The organism is Flavobacterium sp. I3-2, assembly GCF_013389595.1.
In the GTDB taxonomy this organism is placed as follows: domain Bacteria; phylum Bacteroidota; class Bacteroidia; order Flavobacteriales; family Flavobacteriaceae; genus Flavobacterium.
This window is the reverse complement of the sequence record NZ_CP058306.1, coordinates 1,509,326-1,527,696: the sequence shown is the minus strand read 5'-3', so window position 1 is coordinate 1,527,696 and position 18,371 is coordinate 1,509,326. Positions and strand designations below refer to the sequence as shown.

The window sequence follows — 18,371 nt, the reverse complement described above, 5'->3', positions numbered from 1 at the left end:
TTATTTTTTTAAAAATTCTTGAACCAATTCATAATCATTGAAATGGTGTTTTACTCCTTTAATTTCTTGATAATCTTCGTGACCTTTACCAGCAATTAATATGATATCACCAGCTTTTGCTAACTTACAAGCTGTTTTTATAGCCTGAGCACGATCTTCGATTGTAAGAACTTTTCTCACGTTATGAGCTTCCACTCCTGATTCAATCTCAGAAAGAATTACCATCGGATCTTCATTTCTTGGATTATCTGAAGTAAAAATGACTTGGTTGCTCATTTCACTTGCAATTTGTCCCATTTCTGGACGTTTCGTTTTATCTCGATTACCACCGCATCCCACGATAGTAATTAATTGTTCGTTTCTTGTACGTATTTCTTCAATGGTTTTCAATACATTTTCTAACGCATCTGGTGTATGAGCATAATCAACAATTGCCGTAATTTTATCTTCTGACACGAAATATTGAAAACGTCCTGAAACACTTTTTAACGTACTTAATTGTAACAGCACTTCTTCTTCAGACAATCCTAAATTTATAGCTGCTGTGTAAACTGCTAATAAATTTGATGCATTAAATGAACCTATTAATTGAACCCAAATTTCATTGTTTTGAATGCGCATTAACATTCCCGAAATTTGACTTTCTAATACTTGACCATGAATATCTGCAACATTCTTTAAACCGTAAGATAGCTTTTTAGCTTTACAATTTTGTAGCATGAATTCGCCATTTTTATCATCGGCATTGGTAATAGCGAAAGCATTTTTTTCTAGTTGATCAAAGAAACTTTTTTTAACATCGCGATATTCTGCAAACGTTTTATGATAATCTAAATGATCGTGAGAAAGATTGGTAAAAATACCACCATCAAAATCTAAAGCTGCTGTTCGTTTTTGTGCAATACCGTGTGAACTCACTTCCATAAAACAATATTGACACCCTGATTCAACCATATGAGATAAATACTTATTTATAGCAATTGAATCAGGAGTTGTATGCGTTGCTGGGTGTGTTTCTGAACCAATCATAACTTTTACAGTCGAAAGTAAACCAACTTGAAAACCTGCTTGCATAAATAAATTATACAGCAAGGTTGCAATGGTTGTTTTTCCATTTGTTCCTGTAACACCAACTAATTTTAATTTAGTTGACGGATTATCATAAAAATTCGAAGCTAAATGAGCTAGTGCTTCATTAGAATTTTCAACTTCTATGTATGTGACTTCATCAACAAGTTTACTTGGTAAAATTTCACAAACAATAACAGAAGCACCTAAATCAATAGCTTTTTGAATGTAGCTGTGTCCGTCAACTTCTGTTCCTTTAACGGCAACAAAAAGAGTCGAAGGCACAACTGATCGAGAATCGAACGTTAAGACATCAATAGCAATTTGAACAGAACCAATTATTGATTTTGTTAAAACGTTTGCTAATATAGTTTCTAAATTTTTCAAGATAACTCTAATATAATTGTTTGTGTTTTATCTATCGTTTGTCCTTCTGAAACAGACTGAGATTTTACTTTTCCGAAGCCAGTTGTTTTTACTCTAACTCCTAAATTTTCTAAAATGGCAATTGCATCCATCGGACTTAAACCAATTACATTTGGCATTTTGTTACCTACTGTTTTAACAGTAGCATAATATTTTTCATATTTTTTATTTACCTCCGGAAGTACTTTATCAATATTCTTGATTTCTTTCATTGAAGGTACATCAGTAAATATTTTTTGCGCTAAACGTTTGAATACCGGCCCTGCAACATCACCTCCGTAATAGCTTTTTTTGGTTGGTCTGTGGATTACAACGATGCAAGAATATTTAGGTTCCTCAGCTGGAAAATATCCAACAAACGAAGAAGCATAATACATTCCTCCTCCACTTTTACCATAATTCATTTGAGCCGTTCCTGTCTTACCTGCCATTGAAAAATCTGTTGAATAAAGACGATGTCCAGTACCTCCTTTTTTCTTCATTACATTTTTCAAAACATCTTGCATCTCACCGATTACTTGAGGTTTTACAATTTGCGGATTGATTACTTGCGTTTCAAATACCTTTACTGAATTATTAACATCTCGTATTTCTTGAACAAATTGTGGTTTAACCATTTTTCCGTCATTTGCAACTGCGTTATAAAGCGTTAATGTTTGCAACGGAGTTACTAAAATACCATATCCATATGCCATCCAAGGTAAGGCAATCTTACTCCAATTACGATCTCCAGGAACTGGAATATAAGAAGAAGCTTCACCTAACAAATCGATTCCAAGTGGCTTATTAAATCCAAAACTCTCTAGTTTATCTGTAAACTGTTTTGGATTATCTTTAAACGCTTCGTTTACTGCTTGCGTAACTACAGTGTTTGAAGAAACTTCAAAACCACGGGCTAAGGAAATCTTACCATAACCTCTACGATTAGAATCTCTAACTCGTTTTCCAGAAAAAGTAACTATTCCGTTATGTGTATCATAAACAGTTGCTGTATCTACTTTTCCTGAATCAAGTAAAGCTAAATAAGAAGCTAACTTAAATGTTGATCCTGGATCATGTTTTTCAACTACAGCATAGTTTATTGTTTCTGAATAACTTCCGTTTTCACCTAATCCTAAATTAGAAATTGCCTTAATATGTCCAGTCTCAGTTTCCATCACGATAACTGTTCCATGATGTGCACCAAAATCTTCCAAAGCTTTCAGAAGCGCATGATGTGCAATATCTTGTATATAAACGTCAATCGTTGTTATGATATCTAAACCATCTTTGGGATCAATTTCATTTTCATCACCAATCGGTTTCCATAAACGTTTCGACATTTTTTGAACTTTTCGACGACCTTCCTTTCCTGTCAAATAATCTGTAAAAGCAGCTTCAACACCTTTTCTTGTTATCGAACCATCATCATTAATACGCTCATACCCAATAGTTCTATTTGCAATCATTCCCATCGGATATTCACGAACATTCACTTGATCAATAATCATCCCCCCTTTATTTTTACCTAAATTAAAAAGCGGAAATGACTTTAAACGCATATAGTCGGTGTAACTCAACTTGGTTGCGATGTGTAAATATCTTTTTTTGTTAGAACGAGCTCTTCTAAAATCAGATTCGTATTGACCTGATGTTTTTTTCCTTAAGAATCTTGCTAATGAATCGGATAATGGCTTTATATTTTTTTCAAAATTTTCATCACTTGGAGCAAAAGGGTCGAAATAAATAGAGTATTTTGGAATCGATGTAGCCAATAGACTTCCATCTGCCGAATAAATATTACCTCTATTAGCAGGAATACTTTCATCTTTAATGGTTAAACTGTCTGCCTTACTTCTCCATTTTTCACCATCTTTAAATTGAATAATGGTCATTTTGGCAAAAATCCCGAAGCAAATCAGCAACATAAAACCGAAAACTAAATAAGCTCTATTATTTTCGTTTTTGTTAGCTAATCCCATAAATCAAAAAATCCTTTTTCTTCTTTTTCTACAACTACTTTTATTTTTTTTGGAGGAACGCTCGATGGAAAAATTTCTAATGTTTCCATTTTTCTTGAAATTGTTGACTCCATTTTTAATTGCATCAACTCAGAACGACGGTCCACAAACTCAGAGCGCATTTCTTTTACTTCTTCATTCAAATCTCGTAGATTCATTGTCTTTTGCTCATAAAAATGATTATTCGCAATCAAAACAAGCGCCCACAAAACCACATAAATAATAAATAGCCAATTATAAATAGAATGTCCTTCTACTAAATATTTGGCTTTTATGATATTATATATGTTCATTTATTTTTTTCTGCTATTCTCAATTTTGCGCTGCGCGCCCTATTATTTATTTTTATCTCTTCATCAGAAGGAATAATCATTTTACCGATTAATTTGAACGGCACTTCAAAACGTCCAAACATATCTTTTTCTGGTTCACCTTCAAACATTCCGTTTTTCATGTATCGTTTAACTAAACGATCTTCTAAAGAATGATAAGAAATTACACTTAACCTTCCGTTTGGAGCTAAAATCTCTAAAGATTGTTCTAAGAATTCTTTTAAAACATCCATTTCTTGATTTACTTCAATTCGGATTGCTTGATATATTTGAGCTAAAATCTTATTGCTTTTATGTCCAGGCAAAAAACGCGACAAAATCAGTTTTAACTGTTCAGAGTTTTTGATTTCACCTTCTAAACGAGCAGTTACAATCGCAGAAGCCATTGCTCTTGCGTTAGTAAGTTCGCCATATTGCGAAAGCACGCTTGCAATTTGACTTTCGTCATAATCATTTATAACATTATATGCAGACAAATCTCCTTTCTGATTCATTCGCATATCCAATTCAGCTTCAAATCGAGTCGAAAAACCACGTTCTGCAACATCAAACTGATGAGATGAAACACCTAAATCTGCTAAAATTCCATCAACTTGTTTGATTCCGTGAAAACGTAGATATCTTTTTATGAATCTGAAATTTTCATTTATTAATTGAAAACGGTCATCTTCTATAATATTAGCTAAGGCATCTTCATCTTGGTCAAAAGCAAACAATTTTCCGTTTGGTCCTAACCTTCTCATTATTTCTCTTGAATGTCCACCACCACCGAAAGTCACATCCACGTAAACTCCGTCTGGTTTAATATTCAAGCCATCAACTGTTTCTTTTAATAAAACCGGATTGTGATATTCGTTATTCTCCATTATCATCTAAATTACCCATTACTTCTTCGGCTAAATCACCAAAATCAAAATCATCATTTAAAATATCTTCATATAATTGCTTGTCCCAAATTTCAATAACATTTACTTTAGACGAAAAAACAACATCTTTAGATATTTTAGCAAAATCAATTAAGTCTTTTGAAAGCAATAATCTACCCGCATCGTCAATTTCAACAGTTTTTACACCTGCCATGAACTTACGAACAAACAAATCGTTTTTTCGAACAAATCGATTCAGTTTATTGATTTTCACCATCATCAATTCCCACTCAGCCATCGGCCACAACTCAACGCAAGTTTCAAACACTGAACGCTTTAAAACAAAACCATCAGACATAGCAGGAATCTGCTTCTTTAATGAAGCAGGAACCATCACCCTTCCTTTGGTATCGATTTTACATTCGTATGTCCCTACAATTGAACTCAACTTTACTTTTTGATTTTGATTATAGCAAATGTAAATATTTTTTTACCACTTTTTACCACTTTCTACCACTTTGTTTGTTTTTTTATCAACAATCTAAAAAAGCCTTATGTTTTTTACAACCACCTCATTTACAACAAACAAACATTTTTTAAAGAATTTATGATTTTGTTAATAATTTTCAAATATGTTCTCGAATTTTAGTCAAAAACTGAATAATTTTCAAAAATAAAAACTGTTAAAAAAAATGTTATTAAAACATTAAAAAAAGATTTTCATAAAAACATATAAACATAATTCAATCTGAAAGTAGTATATTTGCGTATTATTGTAATCGCAAAAAAATAAATGAAGCGAATAATTAAAGAAGAAGGAAAATTTAGATACGCAGAATACGGCGAAGGAAAACCAATTATTATCCTACATGGATTAATGGGAGGTTTGAGTAATTTTGACGGAGTTTCTGAGTATTTTCCAAAAAAAGGATATCGAGTAATTTTACCTGAATTACCTATTTATACAAACAGTATTTTAAAAACAAGCGTGAAAGCATTTGCTAAATTCACACATGATTTTATTACACATTTAGGACTAAAAGACGTGATTCTTTTAGGAAATTCACTTGGTGGTCATATTGCATTATTACATACAAAATTATATCCTGAAAACGTAAAAGCTATGGTAATCACAGGCAGTTCGGGGCTTTACGAAAGTGCCATGGGCGACTCGTACCCAAGAAGAGGTGATTACGAATTTATTAAGAAAAAAGCTCAAGACGTTTTCTACAATCCAGAAATTGCAACTAAAGAAGTTGTTGATGATGTTTTTGCCACGGTAAATGACCGTATGAAATTGATAAAAACATTAACGATTGCAAAAAGTGCTATTCGTCACAACATGGCCAAAGACCTACCTAAAATGCATACACCAACTTGTATCATTTGGGGAAAAAACGATATAGTTACTCCACCGGATGTTGCTGTTGAATTTGAAGAATTATTACCAGACGCTGATTTATATTGGATTGATAAATGTGGACATGCTGCAATGATGGAACATCCAGATGAATTCAATCAATTATTAGACGAATGGTTAACAAAAAGAAATTTTTAACGAATGAAAATTAATACCGCAGAATTTGTAGTGAGTAATTCGGATGTTGCAAAATGTCCGAACGAACCATTACCGGAATATGCTTTTATTGGCCGTTCTAACGTTGGTAAATCTTCGTTAATAAACATGCTTACCAATAACAAAAACTTAGCAAAAACATCTAGTAAACCTGGAAAAACACAATTAATCAATCACTTTAAAATCAATTCGAATTGGTTTTTAGTCGATTTACCAGGATACGGATACGCTAAAGTTTCAAAGAAAACAAAATCTGTTTTTCAACAATTTATCACTGAATATTTTGAAAAAAGAGAACAATTAGTTTCTGCTTTTGTTTTAATAGACATCAGACATGAACCACAAAAAATAGATTTGGAATTTTTAACTTATTTAGGTGAAAACGGAATTCCATTAAGTATCATTTTCACTAAAGCAGATAAAGTTCCGAAAAGTAAAGTAAATAACTTAGTCGCTTCTTACAAAAAGGCATTATTAGCTGGTGAATGGGAAGAAATGCCTCCGTATTTCATCACTTCATCTGAAACTGAATTAGGAAGAGATTCTATCTTAGAATACATCGACCAAATAAATAAAGATATTTTTAAGAACGATAGTTTTGTATAAAAAAAATCCGATAGCTTTTTAACTATCGGATTTTATATTATTTGTGTAACTCAAGCTTTTCTGCAAAATAAGCACAGAAATCACGCATGGTATCACTCATTTTTTTATCATCGGTTGCACGTTCAAAAGTATCTGCCATGGCTACTAAAGTTTGATGAAAGAATTTTTTCATTTCATCAACTGGCATATCTTTCGTCCATAAATCAATTCGAAGTGTTTCTTGTACTTTACTATCCCAAATAGAAAGTAACATTGCTTTTGCCGTATCGTTTTCAACACCACCATCTGGTGCTGTCCATCTTAAAATTTCAGGAACTTTGTTTTCGTCTAATTCAACTTGAATTTTAATTTCAGACTTATTTAATTTACCCATTACTTTTTAGGTTTGTATTTAGAATTATCAAAAATCGTCTTTGCATCGGTTGCAAAAAGTTCTTGCAAAGTTACATTATTATTTTTCATATACGAACGAACAATTTGCCAACCAACCCAAGCACCAACTCTTCCAGGTGATTCTGCATCTAAATCTAGATAGAATTTTGAAAAAGGTGCTTTTTGTAAAAATCTACTGTAAAGTTTTGAATCTGAATCATAAAGCAATTTATTTTCAATAAAATATTTCCACATTTGCGATTCGTTTTCTTCACACCAGGTAATTTGTTCTGGAGTATAACCTATTTTAACAGCATCAGAATCATTCGGAATTAACAAATCTTTAGCGTATAAAATCTTACCCTCATAAATCATTTGAGCTAAAAATTGTCTGTCTTGAGGAAGATTTAATTGTGTTGAAATAAAACTTTGAGCCAAATCTGAGGTTATTTGAGTTGGTTCAAAATCATTTAATGTATAACTTTCAAAAACTTCATAAAAACGATGGTTCTTACCTAAATATGCATCCAAAGAAATCAAAGACAAAGTATCTGCATAAATGGTACGCGCATCAACATCTACTTCTGAAATTAGCATAACCACTTTTTTAGGATTTTGATTCGGAAAATAATATTTAATATGCTGAAACAAAGATATCAAATCAGCTTCCAATTGTTTTGTATCTGCAAATTTTGTTTGAACTTCTTTATAAAGTACATTAAATAACGAATCTTTTCGCTTATCCATCCATTCTTCATCTGCTACATTTGCAGGTAATAAAAACGGATACTTTTGTTTTAATATAGCAAAATCGGCATCTGGAGTTTCAATGAATTCTTTATCAAAACGAAGTACTTCAATGTCAACAGGAACTTTAGATATTTCACTTTCAACTTTCGATTTCTCTGAACAAGCAGTCAATCCAAGAGCAGCAAACAACACAAATAGATATTTTTTCATAGTTTGTAAAACAAGATTATTTCATAACTTTATAATTCAATTACAAATATAAGACAGCTTGTCTAAAATCAATACAACTTTATGACATCAACAACATTTAAAAATAAAGAAATAACAGAAATTATAGTTAACTGGTTAAAAGATTATGCGCAAACCGCTCATGTAAAAGGTTTTGTAGTTGGAATTTCTGGTGGAATTGATTCTGCCTTGACTTCAACTTTATGTGCAATGACTGGCTTACCAACACTTTGTATTGAAATGCCAATTCATCAAGCAGCAAGTCAGGTTTCAAGAGCGCAAGAACATATTACCTTTTTAAAATCGAAATTCGAAAATATTTCAAGTGCTGTTGCAGACTTAACTCCAACTTTTGATTTGATGACGAGTTTACTTCCAAAAGGTGAAGATGAAGCGCGATTAAACTTAACTTTAGCCAACACAAGAGCGCGTTTACGTATGACTACTTTATATTATTTTGCTGGAATTCATCAAGCTTTGGTTGCTGGAACAGGAAATAAAGTGGAAGATTTTGGTGTTGGATTTTATACAAAATATGGTGATGGCGGTGTTGATGTGAGCCCGATTGCAGATTTAATGAAGTCTGAAGTTCGTGAATTAGCAAAATATTTAGAGGTTCCGTCAAGTATTATAGTTGCAAAACCAACCGATGGTTTATTTGGTGACGACCGTTCTGATGAAGACCAATTAGGCGCAAGTTATGACGAATTAGAAATAGCGATGTTAGCTAAAGAAGCTGGTAAAACAGAAGCTGATTTTGAAGGACGCGAGCTAGAAGTTTTTAAAATTTACAGTCGTTTAAACCGTATCAACCAACATAAAATGAATCCGATTCCGGTTTGTGAAATTCCAAAAGAATTGAAATAGTTTTACCACTGATCCACAAATTAATATAATCAAGAAAATAAACAAAACTCAAAAAAAGAGGAAATCTTACACAATTAAGATTTCCTCTTTTTATATTAAAATCGTGACATAACACGACCTAACTGATAAGAAAATGAATTTGCTAATTTATTATAATCAACCGCTTCGGTTAAAATTTCGAAATTATTTTCAGAAGTGCTTTGCATCAACTGATTTTTAATATCGTTTATAATTTCATTTACCAAATACCATCGTAAGGTTAAAATCGTTTCAAAAACATATTGCGAAACGCCTTGGTCTTTGGTTTTTACAAAAATATGTTGGCGTTCCCATTCGTGTACTTCATATTTTTCTTCGTTCATAATAATCGAAGTAATTTCTTCAGCGAACTCTGGTTTCAAACGCGTTAAATATTCTTCTAAATTCCAAGTTCCTTTTTCGTGATAAAAGGCAATAATATCTTTGTAAATATCACGGAATAACGGATTACTTAACTCAACCTCATCATCCTGTAAGCTCAAATAAACCTTGTCAAAAACTTTTCGGGTTACGTTAACAGAAACTTCTTCAACCGTTTCTTCAATCTCATTAGTTTGTAAAACCAACTCTTTAAACGTTTCTTCGTAATTTCCGTAAATCAATAAAATTTCAATAATCTTTCGCTCCAACAGGAACATGATATCTACTTTTTCTTTTTTGATTTCTTCTGGAGATTCAAGCTTTTTTACAACCTCAAATTTCTTTTCTTGAACAAATTTTTTATTTGCTTCTTGAAGTTCCTTTTTTCCGATTTGCGCCAAAGTATTAAAAAGCACATCTTCAGAAATATCCATAATTCGAGCCGTTTCTTGAATGTAAACTTCACGCTGAATATTGTCTGGAATCTTAGAAATACTCGAAACCATATCGCGAATCAAATCGGCTTTTTTAATCGGATCGTGTTTTGCATCTTGCATCAACAACGAAGCTTTGAAACGAATAAAATCGGTTGCATTATCTTCGAAATATTTCAATAATTCGTCATGCGGTGTTTTCTTAGCAAAACTATCCGGGTCATCACCATCAGGAAATGTACACACACGAACGTTCATTCCAGCTTCCAAAATCAAATCAATTCCACGAATCGAAGCTCGTAATCCTGCCGCATCACCATCAAAAAGAACGGTAATATTTTTGGTTAATCGGCTAATTAATCTGATTTGGTCGGGTGTTAAAGCAGTTCCTGAAGAAGCAACCACATTTTCAATTCCGGCTTGATGCATTTGAATCACATCGGTATAACCTTCAACCAAATAACAATTATCTAATTTAGCGATGGATTGCTTGGCGTGGAAAATTCCGTAAAGGACTTTACTTTTATGGTAAATATCACTTTCTGGCGAATTTAAATATTTGGCAGCTTTTTTATCGTTAGTCAGAATTCGTCCTCCAAAACCTAAAACGCGTCCCGACATACTTTGAATCGGAAACATCACACGCCCTTTAAATCGGTCGAATTTCTTATCTTCTTTTACAATCGTTAATCCTGTTTTTTCAAGAAATTCTAACTGATAACCTTTTCCTAAAGCATCATTGGTAAATGCGTCCCAAGAATCTGGCGAATATCCAAGCCCAAATTTTTCAATGGTTTGCATGGTAAAACCACGTTCTTTGAAATAAGACAAACCAATGGCTTGACCTTCGTCTGAATGCAACATGATTTTAGAAAAGTATTTTTTGGCATATTCAGATACCAAGAACATACTTTCCTTTTCGTTCATTTGTTCTTTTTCCTCGTTCGTTTGTTCGGTTTCTTCAATTTCGATATTGTACTTTTTAGCTAAATATCTGATTGCTTCTGGATAGGTAAAATGTTCGTGCTCCATAATAAATGCAATTGCATTTCCGCCTTTTCCGGAACTGAAATCTTTCCAAATTTGTTTGGCTGGAGAAACCATAAACGAAGGCGATTTCTCATTCACAAACGGACTTAAACCTTTGTAATTACTACCGGCTTTTTTTAATGTAACAAAGTCGCCAATCACTTCTTCAACGCGAATTGCATCGTAAACGGCATCTATGGTGGCTTTTGAAATCATTATAATCTTCTAAAATTTATACAAACAAAACTACAAAAAAAGCGTGCCTTTTTAGCACGCTTTTGATAACTAATTCAGAAACTAATTTCCTAATTCAATTTGTATTCCTAAAGTCCAATATTTTTGATCTTGAACATTGTTTTTAAACACCGGAGCTAAACCATATTTCCCGTAAAGTTTAATACCTCCTTTTCCGACATAAGCCATTAAACCGTAATCGAAATCATTCACATTCCATTTTCCGTGTTGTTTTTCAGAAATCTTATAGCCATTTTCATCTTTATAAGAAATGAATTGTTTTGAATTGATATTATAAGCAACATATCCTCCAAGTCCGAAATTGATACGGTCTTTCCAAATAAACTTTTTGTTTGCCGCATTGTATTCTTTGGTAGAAAAATCAAAATCTAACGCAATTGGAATATTGATGTATGAGTTTCTGAAATACGTATGCGCTTTTCTTAAATTATGTGGAGATGTTTGTAAAACCGTTTGATTTCCGTCTAAAACAAAAACGCGATTATCTGTAGCCGCAACAGAATTGTACGAGAATGTCAATCCGTATTTAATACCTAAAAGGTTTTTATCTTTTGAAAACGGACGACGTTGTGTTAACCCCCATTCAAAACCAACAGAACGCATATAACCAAAATCTGAATTCGCAAATTGATTTTCAGTCGCTAAATTGGTTAAACCAAAACGCAATAAAAAACTTGTTTTAGTCTTATAAACCACAGTTGTGTCTTTAACTGTTCTTCCAACGTATTTGAAAACAGCTTCTTCAATATCAACATCAACAACTTCTGGAATAGAATCGTTTGTTTGTGCGTTTGCTTGCGTTGCAAAAAATGCAATTGATAATAGTAAAAATATTTTTTTCATAATTTATATATTTAGTTTTTAGTTCCTTGCCAAATCCCTTCTAAGTCCAATAAAGTATTGGTCCAATTTCCTTGTCCTGTTGTTGCATTTAATGTGCCGTTAAATTCACCAACTACTGCATTATTAATATAAAAATCTGCATCTAAAATACCCGAATCACTCACAACACCTTTCATGGTAAAAATTGTTGGATTTGAAGGATTACTAGCTTGTCCAATAAACTCACCATTTTCGTTGATGGTAGCTGTCCAATTTCCTGAAGCTTCTCCTGAATAAGTTCCAGACCAAGTTCCTTTAAACTTTGATTCTGTTTTAACATTTTCAGTTGAATTATCGTCAGATGAACACGATGTAAATGATAATGTTGAAACAAGTAATATTGTAGCTAAAATAATTTTTTTCATAATTACTTTTTTATTTATTTTTTTTTTGTGTTTTTATTAACATAAACAATACCAAATTTACATAATATCTAAAGTTAATCCGATATTTAAAAAATGTTGTTCAAATTCTGAATTTTTAAACGTTGGATTTAAATTATAAGTCGCAAACAACGATACATTTTTATGACCTACATAAGCACCAACTCCGTAAACAAATTTATTAGCTCCAAAATTTCCAGTTTCGGTATTTCGATGTGTTTTACCTGAAGTTTTGTATTTCATTACTTGAGTTATATTATTTCCGCCAATTCCAAAAAAGCCACCTAATCCTACAAAATACGATTGTCGTGAACGTAAAATCACATTGCCGTACTCATCTTCTTTTTTCTCAGAGAAATCATATTCAAAATAAGCCGAAATTCGAGATTGAACAAAATCAATTCTTGATTTTTTTAACGGTTTTTCGTATTCCACTAAAGTTGTCTGATTGTCAACCACATCTAAAACACGCTGACTTGAAGGCTTTAAAGAATTATAAATTGAAGTCCATTCATAACGTAAATAATAATGGGAATTATCTTTCAATAATCTGGTTTTACCGCCTAAACCCCAATTTAGAGAAGAAATCATTTTAGATTTATATATATCTGTATTTAAACCTCCATCAACAAACATCAAACTAGAACCAAATCCAATTGAAAGAATAAATTTCGAACGTTTTTCGACCAAGCTTTTGATATAGTCATTTAATGAAGCCTTCATGTTCATTTCGTCATTAACTTTAGCTTGTAAAGCTTCTTTGATTTCTTTTTCTGATTTTAAAGTAGCTTCATCAATTTTAGTAGCATAAAAAACAGCTTTTTCGTTTTTTAAAACTTCTGCTTTCTCCTGTGAAATCTCATTATTCTTTAATTGCTGTTCTATCAACAACAAATCTTTTTTTAAAGCTTCCTTGTTTGATTTAATCGCTTTATCTAATTCTTTAGAAATTTTATTCACTTTCGTCTGAAAAGTAACTTCCTCATTCACTTCTCCGTAAGTAAAGTTAATAACATAACCTTTTTCTTGTGTTTTCTGTTGAAGCGAATCATTGGTTTGTCCATACAATTTAGATACCAAGCTCACTAAAAAAATCGAAATATAAATTACAAACTTGTACATATCTTATTGGTTTATATTATTCAACGCTGTTTTTACTTCTTCAAATTTATTTTTCATTTGTTTGAATTGCGATGCCGATTTTTCTACATTTCGTTCATACTCAACTACTATTAACAATTTTTTCGGATCCACTTTTGAAGTAGAAATTTCTTGTTTTTCTTCTTGATTAACTTGAGCGATTTCTTGTTGATGATTATCAACTTTAATAAATTTTTGGTTTATTTTAATTTCAGATTCATTAAACTGTACATTTTCTTTTTTAGGATGATGCACAACTGTTTTATTCTCCGATTTTGTTTTGATGATTTTAGATTCAGAAATCCCCTTAGATGGAATCGTTTCTTCTTCTAAAACTTCATGTATTTCTTCATTTTGATTTTCTTCAACAGCCAAACTTTCATTTGGTTGTATTTGAATTTCACTTGGTTGAATGTTATCAGAATTCATCTTAAAAAAGAAAGTTCCTAAACTCACAAAAGCCAACAATGAAGCTGCAATAAACAAATACGTTCGTGGCGATTTCTTTTTTGTTTTAACTTCTTGTTCGTTCAACAGCATTTCAAGCTTATCCCAAGCTTGCGGACTCGGTTGTATTTTCCGCTCGTTTAATTTTTCTTTGATATTTTTTTCAAACTGCTCCATTATAATATCTTTTTATCTTGTAATTGAATACGTTCTTGTAATAACTTTCGTGCGTGTGCGAGTTGTGATTTGGATGTTCCGACCGAGATTTGCAACATTTCGGCAATTTCTTGATGTTTATAACCTTCAACAATCGAAAGCACAAAAACCATTTTACAACCTTCGGGTAAATCATCAATTAATTTCTGAATCGCTTCAACTTCATACAAACTATCATTTTCAAAATGACATGCTTCTTTATACGAAACATCTTCTGAGAAAGCGATTTGTTTTTTCTGTCGGATGAAATCAATGCTTTCGTAAATCATGATTCGGCGCATCCAACCTTCAAAACTTCCAGCAAATTGATATTGATTGATGTTCTGAAGTATTTTCATAAATCCCATCAACATCACATCTTCTGCTTCGTGAATATCTTTTATATATTGACGACACGTACTTAATAGCTTGGGCGAAAATCTATCATAAAGTTGCTTTTGAGCCAAGCGATTTTGTTGTTTCACTTGCTCAATTAGCTTTTCTTCTGAATATTTTATCGGGATAATTTTCACTTACTTCGTTATTCTATTTACATAGACGTAAAAAAACGAAGAAAGGTTGGATGGAGGGCAAAAAAAAATACTTTTTTTAACATAAGTAATCATTTAAAACATATAGCTATTTAATTATCAGTATATTTTACAAATAAAAAATGCGAAGAAAAATCTTCGCATTTTTAATATTTAAGCTTTTTTACAGCAACCATCTAATTTTTCATAAGCTTCTGGGTCAGCTTTTACCTCGTCTGCATCAAACCCTAACTTTGATATAGCTGTTTTTATTTTTGATAAATCTGTTTTTTTTGTATTATAATAAACGGTCATCGTTTTAGTTTCTTCGTTCAGTTCATACATGGTAACGCCTTTAACTTTAAGCATATTATCTCTAAAATTCAATCCACAAGTTTCACAAACTTTACAATGGTCGCACTCAATTGACAATTTAATTTCTGCTTTGTCATTTTTTTTATTTTGTGCTTGAGCACTAAAAGTCAAAAATAATACGATTAGTAGATTAAGTATTCTTTTGATATTCATATTTATTAAATTAAGATATAAAATTATTTTTTTCTTTCAACTACGTAATTCAACATTAAAATTAGCGAATCCTTATAAGGTGAATCCGGAAAATCAACTAATAAATCTAAAGCTTGTTGTTGAAAAGCAAACATTTTTTCTTCGGCATAAGCCAAACCTTGTTTGTCAATTACAAACTTGATGACTTCTCGCACACGTTTTTTATCGGTATTGTGATTTTTAACCGAATTGATTACCCATTTTTTTTCAGCATCCGAACAATTGTTCAATGCGTAAATTAAAGGCAAGGTCATTTTTTGTTCTTTGATGTCAATTCCGGTTGGTTTACCAATGGCATCATCTGTATAATCAAATAAATCGTCTTTTATTTGAAAAGCCATTCCAACATATTCGCCAAACAATCGCATTTTTTCAACCAATTCTTTATCATTTGGCTGAACCGAACAAGCACCCAACGAACAACATGCTGCAATTAAAGTTGCAGTTTTTTGGCGGATGATTTCGTAATATACCTCTTCAGTTATATCTAATCGGCGTGCTTTTTCAATTTGTAACAATTCACCTTCGCTCATTTCACGAACGGCAACCGAAATGATTTTCAATAAATCAAAATCGTCGTTATCAATAGATAACAACAATCCTTTAGAAAGTAAAAAATCACCAACTAAAACGGCAATTTTATTTTTCCAAAGTGCATTGATGGAGAAAAATCCGCGGCGTTTGTTTGAATCGTCAACCACATCATCATGAACCAAAGTTGCGGTGTGAATCAATTCGATAACAGCAGCACCACGATACGTACGTTCGTTCATTTCTCCGCCGTTGACCATTTTTGCAGTTAAGAAAACAAACATTGGTCGCATTTGTTTTCCTTTACGATTGATTAAATAGTGCGTAATTCGATTTAATAAAGCAACTTTTGAATTCATTGAATTACGAAACTTATCTTCGAAAAGTTTCATTTCTTGTTCAATCGGTTGTTTTATCTGTTCCACTATTTTCATAAAATCAAAATTAGCATTTTTTTTAAAACTTAATACTTAATCTAGAGCAATTTTAAAAAGAAAAGCAACGATTTCTCGCTGCTTAAAATTATTCAATACGTCCTTGACTTTTCAGTTTCCAATAACGTAATAATCCGTTAACTGACATCCAACTCGGGTTGGCATATTCGTACACTTGAATTTCTTCAACTGTTAAGCCTTTTGCTTTAAAAGCATCTGAAGTGAACTTCATAAATTGCGGTACAATTTCATCAGCTGGAGTTCCGGCATCGAAAAAGGGTTTCATGAAAGCAGCCCAATTATCTAACTCAGCTTCTAATTCGTTTAATAATTGTAAGGGATTTTCTTGACGTGCAAAATGCGTTAAATATAAAGCTGTAGGATTTGCATCTTTTAATTTTTGAATTGATTTTTTCCATAACGTAATATCGATATCTGGTGGAGGACACGGCGGAACAACCGGTCCGTTTTCAATTTTACAACCTGCAACATCTCCTGTAAAAATGATGTCGTTTAATTGATAGGCGTTGTGATGCACGGCATGACCTGGCGTGTAAATCACTTTGAATTGTACATCACCAAAATCAATGACATCACCATCATTTGCAGCGATTAATTGTTCAGTTGCAATTGGTTCCATTTTTCCCCATAAGCGATCCATATCGTCACCATAAATTTGAGCAGCAGAATTCCATAATTTTTCAGGATTTGCTAAATGTGGTAAACCAATTTCGTGAACGTAAATTTTAGCTCCGTTTTTAGCAAACTTCCAAGCAGCTCCGGCGTGATCAAAATGGATATGCGTTAATAAAACCGCGTGAATATCTTCTACTTTATAACCCACATTTTCAATTCCGGCAGCTAAAGCTTCGTAAGTTGTTTCTGGTCCTGATTCGATAAGAATTGGTCCTTTTTCGGTTGGTATTAAGAACGAACCAATAGATTCTTTAGTATTTAAAAAGTTTAAATCGATTACTTGTATTTGGGTATTCATTTTTTGTTGATTTTATATTGGGAAGATACAAATTTTGTTGGAAAGTTGAGAGTATATTATTGTCATAAAGTTTTAAGTAAAAAAGTAAACGATTTCTAATTTATATTTAATTTTGTCTATGTTTGAAGTTTTATCGTCTAAAAACTTATTTTTACTATTGTGGAAACCAAAACATATCTTTTACTTTATCGGCTTGTAATAAACTTACATAGTTTTTGTGGAGATTTATTTTATCATAGATTGGTTCTACTACAATTTCACCATCTATTTTAATTATTCCATATTTATCATTTTTCTTAATAAAAAAATAATTCCATCTGTTTGTAGATTTAATTTCCTCATATAATAAAGGAATAACTATTTCATTCTTAAAATTGATGATACCATATTTATTATTTTTTTTAATAATCTGATAGAATTGTTCACCATCAGAATAATGCCTAACAGTAAAAACTAATTCTATTTCTTTATCTAAAGTAATTGTATTATCTAAATTATTTAAATCAAATAAATAAGCTTGTTTTCCTTTAGCCCCAAAAATGATCGCCTTATCATTGTTATAAAAAATATATTCAACTGGCAATATCTCAATTCCTTCAAAATCAAAAATCCCCTCTAAGTTATTTTCATCTCTAACTAAATAGAAATCATCAGCAAGATGTAAATCTCCAATGTATTTAAATTTATTTGAAATAATTATATTGCCCTTATTATCAATAACTCCAGCTTTTTTTTCTGGTGATAATAAAATGAATCTATTGTTTTTTCTAGGGTAAATATGATAATAATTTGTTGGTAAAATTTCATTGTTATTTAAGTCTACTAAACCTACTTTTTTATTTTTTGTAAGAATAAACAAATTGTTAGCAAATTCAATTCTTTCATATTCAAAGGGTATAATCATAATGTCTAAACTATCAATAATTCCCCACTTTTTATTATCATAAACGGAAAACCTATTGTCAGTTGTTAGATATTTCTGTTGATTCTGGGCTTTTAATGAAAAACTAACCAAAAGAAACAATAGAAAATTGATGTACTTCATATTAAACAAATTTTT

Annotated in this window: 20 protein-coding genes; 3 read left to right on the top strand and 17 right to left on the bottom strand. The window is 31.7% G+C overall.

Annotated elements, in window-relative coordinates; all coding sequences use genetic code 11:
* Genes HW119_RS07180 through mraZ form a run of 5 tightly spaced genes read right to left on the bottom strand, consistent with a single transcriptional unit; the run spans nucleotide 1 to nucleotide 5,140 of the window.
* Nucleotides 1–1,455 (bottom strand): UDP-N-acetylmuramoyl-L-alanyl-D-glutamate--2,6-diaminopimelate ligase, encoded by a 1,455-nt coding sequence (locus HW119_RS07180; RefSeq protein ID WP_177762586.1) that lies wholly within the window; start codon nucleotides 1,453–1,455, stop codon nucleotides 1–3.
* Nucleotides 1,452–3,455 carry a penicillin-binding protein gene (locus HW119_RS07175; RefSeq protein WP_177762583.1) on the bottom strand — a complete coding sequence of 668 codons (2,004 nt, stop codon included), beginning with the start codon at nucleotides 3,453–3,455 and terminating at the stop codon, nucleotides 1,452–1,454. The genes HW119_RS07180 and HW119_RS07175 overlap by 4 nt, the downstream gene beginning before the upstream one ends.
* Nucleotides 3,446–3,787 carry an FtsL-like putative cell division protein gene (locus HW119_RS07170; RefSeq protein ID WP_125018023.1) on the bottom strand — a complete coding sequence of 114 codons (342 nt, stop codon included), beginning with the start codon at nucleotides 3,785–3,787 and terminating at the stop codon, nucleotides 3,446–3,448. The genes HW119_RS07175 and HW119_RS07170 overlap by 10 nt, the downstream gene beginning before the upstream one ends.
* A complete protein-coding gene (rsmH, locus tag HW119_RS07165) occupies nucleotides 3,784–4,692 on the bottom strand; it encodes a 16S rRNA (cytosine(1402)-N(4))-methyltransferase RsmH (RefSeq protein ID WP_177762580.1) in 909 nt (302 codons plus the stop codon). The genes HW119_RS07170 and rsmH overlap by 4 nt, the downstream gene beginning before the upstream one ends.
* Entirely contained in the window at nucleotides 4,682–5,140 is a 459-nt protein-coding gene (gene mraZ / locus HW119_RS07160; protein WP_177762577.1) for a division/cell wall cluster transcriptional repressor MraZ, read from the bottom strand. The genes rsmH and mraZ overlap by 11 nt, the downstream gene beginning before the upstream one ends.
* Nucleotides 5,141–5,485: 345 nt before the next feature.
* Here mraZ and HW119_RS07155 point away from each other — a divergent pair, with 345 nt between their 5' ends.
* Both HW119_RS07155 and yihA read left to right on the top strand, forming a co-directional pair.
* Entirely contained in the window at nucleotides 5,486–6,250 is a 765-nt protein-coding gene (locus HW119_RS07155) for an alpha/beta fold hydrolase (RefSeq protein WP_177762575.1), read from the top strand.
* Nucleotides 6,251–6,253: 3 nt separating this feature from the next.
* Complete coding sequence (gene yihA, locus HW119_RS07150) at nucleotides 6,254–6,874, top strand: ribosome biogenesis GTP-binding protein YihA/YsxC (protein WP_177762573.1); 621 nt, start codon at nucleotides 6,254–6,256, stop codon at nucleotides 6,872–6,874.
* Between the two features lie 37 nt (nucleotides 6,875–6,911).
* Here the strand turns inward: yihA and gldC are convergent, their stop codons facing one another.
* Together gldC and gldB are read right to left on the bottom strand one after the other, a co-directional pair.
* A complete protein-coding gene (gene gldC / locus HW119_RS07145) occupies nucleotides 6,912–7,247 on the bottom strand; it encodes a gliding motility protein GldC (RefSeq protein ID WP_177762570.1) in 336 nt (111 codons plus the stop codon).
* The gene (gene gldB, locus HW119_RS07140; RefSeq protein WP_177762568.1) at nucleotides 7,247–8,206 is read right to left on the bottom strand and encodes a gliding motility lipoprotein GldB; all 960 of its coding nucleotides are present in this window, start codon (nucleotides 8,204–8,206) and stop codon (nucleotides 7,247–7,249) included. The genes gldC and gldB overlap by 1 nt, the downstream gene beginning before the upstream one ends.
* 81 nt (nucleotides 8,207–8,287) lie before the next feature.
* Between gldB and nadE the strand changes: the two genes are divergently transcribed.
* Nucleotides 8,288–9,091 carry an NAD(+) synthase gene (nadE, locus tag HW119_RS07135; protein ID WP_177762566.1) on the top strand — a complete coding sequence of 268 codons (804 nt, stop codon included), beginning with the start codon at nucleotides 8,288–8,290 and terminating at the stop codon, nucleotides 9,089–9,091.
* A gap of 95 nt (nucleotides 9,092–9,186) precedes the next feature.
* On the opposite strand, the gene dnaG is transcribed toward nadE, so the two are convergent.
* The 10 genes from dnaG to HW119_RS07085 form a co-directional block, all read right to left on the bottom strand.
* On the bottom strand, nucleotides 9,187–11,169 hold the full coding sequence (gene dnaG / locus HW119_RS07130) for a DNA primase (RefSeq protein ID WP_177762564.1): 1,983 nt from the start codon (nucleotides 11,167–11,169) through the stop codon (nucleotides 9,187–9,189).
* 81 nt (nucleotides 11,170–11,250) lie between these two features.
* Nucleotides 11,251–12,051: an outer membrane beta-barrel protein gene (locus tag HW119_RS07125; protein ID WP_177762562.1), complete on the bottom strand. Its 801-nt coding sequence runs from the start codon at nucleotides 12,049–12,051 to the stop codon at nucleotides 11,251–11,253.
* An 11-nt stretch (nucleotides 12,052–12,062) separates the two neighbouring features.
* The gene (locus HW119_RS07120) at nucleotides 12,063–12,455 is read right to left on the bottom strand and encodes a hypothetical protein (RefSeq protein WP_177762560.1); all 393 of its coding nucleotides are present in this window, start codon (nucleotides 12,453–12,455) and stop codon (nucleotides 12,063–12,065) included.
* Nucleotides 12,456–12,512: 57 nt separating this feature from the next.
* Nucleotides 12,513–13,595 carry a hypothetical protein gene (locus HW119_RS07115; RefSeq protein ID WP_177762557.1) on the bottom strand — a complete coding sequence of 361 codons (1,083 nt, stop codon included), beginning with the start codon at nucleotides 13,593–13,595 and terminating at the stop codon, nucleotides 12,513–12,515.
* A gap of 3 nt (nucleotides 13,596–13,598) precedes the next feature.
* On the bottom strand, nucleotides 13,599–14,237 hold the full coding sequence (locus tag HW119_RS07110) for a hypothetical protein (RefSeq protein ID WP_177762554.1): 639 nt from the start codon (nucleotides 14,235–14,237) through the stop codon (nucleotides 13,599–13,601).
* A complete protein-coding gene (locus HW119_RS07105; protein WP_177762551.1) occupies nucleotides 14,237–14,788 on the bottom strand; it encodes an RNA polymerase sigma factor in 552 nt (183 codons plus the stop codon). The genes HW119_RS07110 and HW119_RS07105 overlap by 1 nt, the downstream gene beginning before the upstream one ends.
* 171 nt (nucleotides 14,789–14,959) lie before the next feature.
* Entirely contained in the window at nucleotides 14,960–15,313 is a 354-nt protein-coding gene (locus HW119_RS07100) for a cation transporter (RefSeq protein WP_177762549.1), read from the bottom strand.
* A gap of 23 nt (nucleotides 15,314–15,336) precedes the next feature.
* Nucleotides 15,337–16,317 carry a polyprenyl synthetase family protein gene (locus HW119_RS07095; protein WP_177762546.1) on the bottom strand — a complete coding sequence of 327 codons (981 nt, stop codon included), beginning with the start codon at nucleotides 16,315–16,317 and terminating at the stop codon, nucleotides 15,337–15,339.
* A gap of 88 nt (nucleotides 16,318–16,405) precedes the next feature.
* Complete coding sequence (locus HW119_RS07090; protein ID WP_177762543.1) at nucleotides 16,406–17,311, bottom strand: MBL fold metallo-hydrolase; 906 nt, start codon at nucleotides 17,309–17,311, stop codon at nucleotides 16,406–16,408.
* Nucleotides 17,312–17,465: 154 nt separating this feature from the next.
* Nucleotides 17,466–18,356: a WG repeat-containing protein gene (locus tag HW119_RS07085; RefSeq protein ID WP_177762541.1), complete on the bottom strand. Its 891-nt coding sequence runs from the start codon at nucleotides 18,354–18,356 to the stop codon at nucleotides 17,466–17,468.
* Between the last annotated feature and the right edge of the window lie 15 nt (nucleotides 18,357–18,371).

Coding starts and splice junctions, on each gene's coding strand:
- HW119_RS07110 (WP_177762554.1), bottom strand. CDS start 14,237: ATGGAGCAGTTTGAAAAAAATATCAAAGAAAAATTAAACGAGCGGAAA.
- HW119_RS07100 (WP_177762549.1), bottom strand. CDS start 15,313: ATGAATATCAAAAGAATACTTAATCTACTAATCGTATTATTTTTGACT.
- dnaG (WP_177762564.1), bottom strand. CDS start 11,169: ATGATTTCAAAAGCCACCATAGATGCCGTTTACGATGCAATTCGCGTT.
- HW119_RS07085 (WP_177762541.1), bottom strand. CDS start 18,356: ATGAAGTACATCAATTTTCTATTGTTTCTTTTGGTTAGTTTTTCATTA.
- HW119_RS07155 (WP_177762575.1), top strand. CDS start 5,486: ATGAAGCGAATAATTAAAGAAGAAGGAAAATTTAGATACGCAGAATAC.
- rsmH (WP_177762580.1), bottom strand. CDS start 4,692: ATGGAGAATAACGAATATCACAATCCGGTTTTATTAAAAGAAACAGTT.
- HW119_RS07120 (WP_177762560.1), bottom strand. CDS start 12,455: ATGAAAAAAATTATTTTAGCTACAATATTACTTGTTTCAACATTATCA.
- yihA (WP_177762573.1), top strand. CDS start 6,254: ATGAAAATTAATACCGCAGAATTTGTAGTGAGTAATTCGGATGTTGCA.
- gldC (WP_177762570.1), bottom strand. CDS start 7,247: ATGGGTAAATTAAATAAGTCTGAAATTAAAATTCAAGTTGAATTAGAC.
- HW119_RS07115 (WP_177762557.1), bottom strand. CDS start 13,595: ATGTACAAGTTTGTAATTTATATTTCGATTTTTTTAGTGAGCTTGGTA.
- gldB (WP_177762568.1), bottom strand. CDS start 8,206: ATGAAAAAATATCTATTTGTGTTGTTTGCTGCTCTTGGATTGACTGCT.
- HW119_RS07170 (WP_125018023.1), bottom strand. CDS start 3,787: ATGAACATATATAATATCATAAAAGCCAAATATTTAGTAGAAGGACAT.
- nadE (WP_177762566.1), top strand. CDS start 8,288: ATGACATCAACAACATTTAAAAATAAAGAAATAACAGAAATTATAGTT.
- HW119_RS07090 (WP_177762543.1), bottom strand. CDS start 17,311: ATGAATACCCAAATACAAGTAATCGATTTAAACTTTTTAAATACTAAA.
- HW119_RS07175 (WP_177762583.1), bottom strand. CDS start 3,455: ATGGGATTAGCTAACAAAAACGAAAATAATAGAGCTTATTTAGTTTTC.
- HW119_RS07095 (WP_177762546.1), bottom strand. CDS start 16,317: ATGAAAATAGTGGAACAGATAAAACAACCGATTGAACAAGAAATGAAA.
- HW119_RS07125 (WP_177762562.1), bottom strand. CDS start 12,051: ATGAAAAAAATATTTTTACTATTATCAATTGCATTTTTTGCAACGCAA.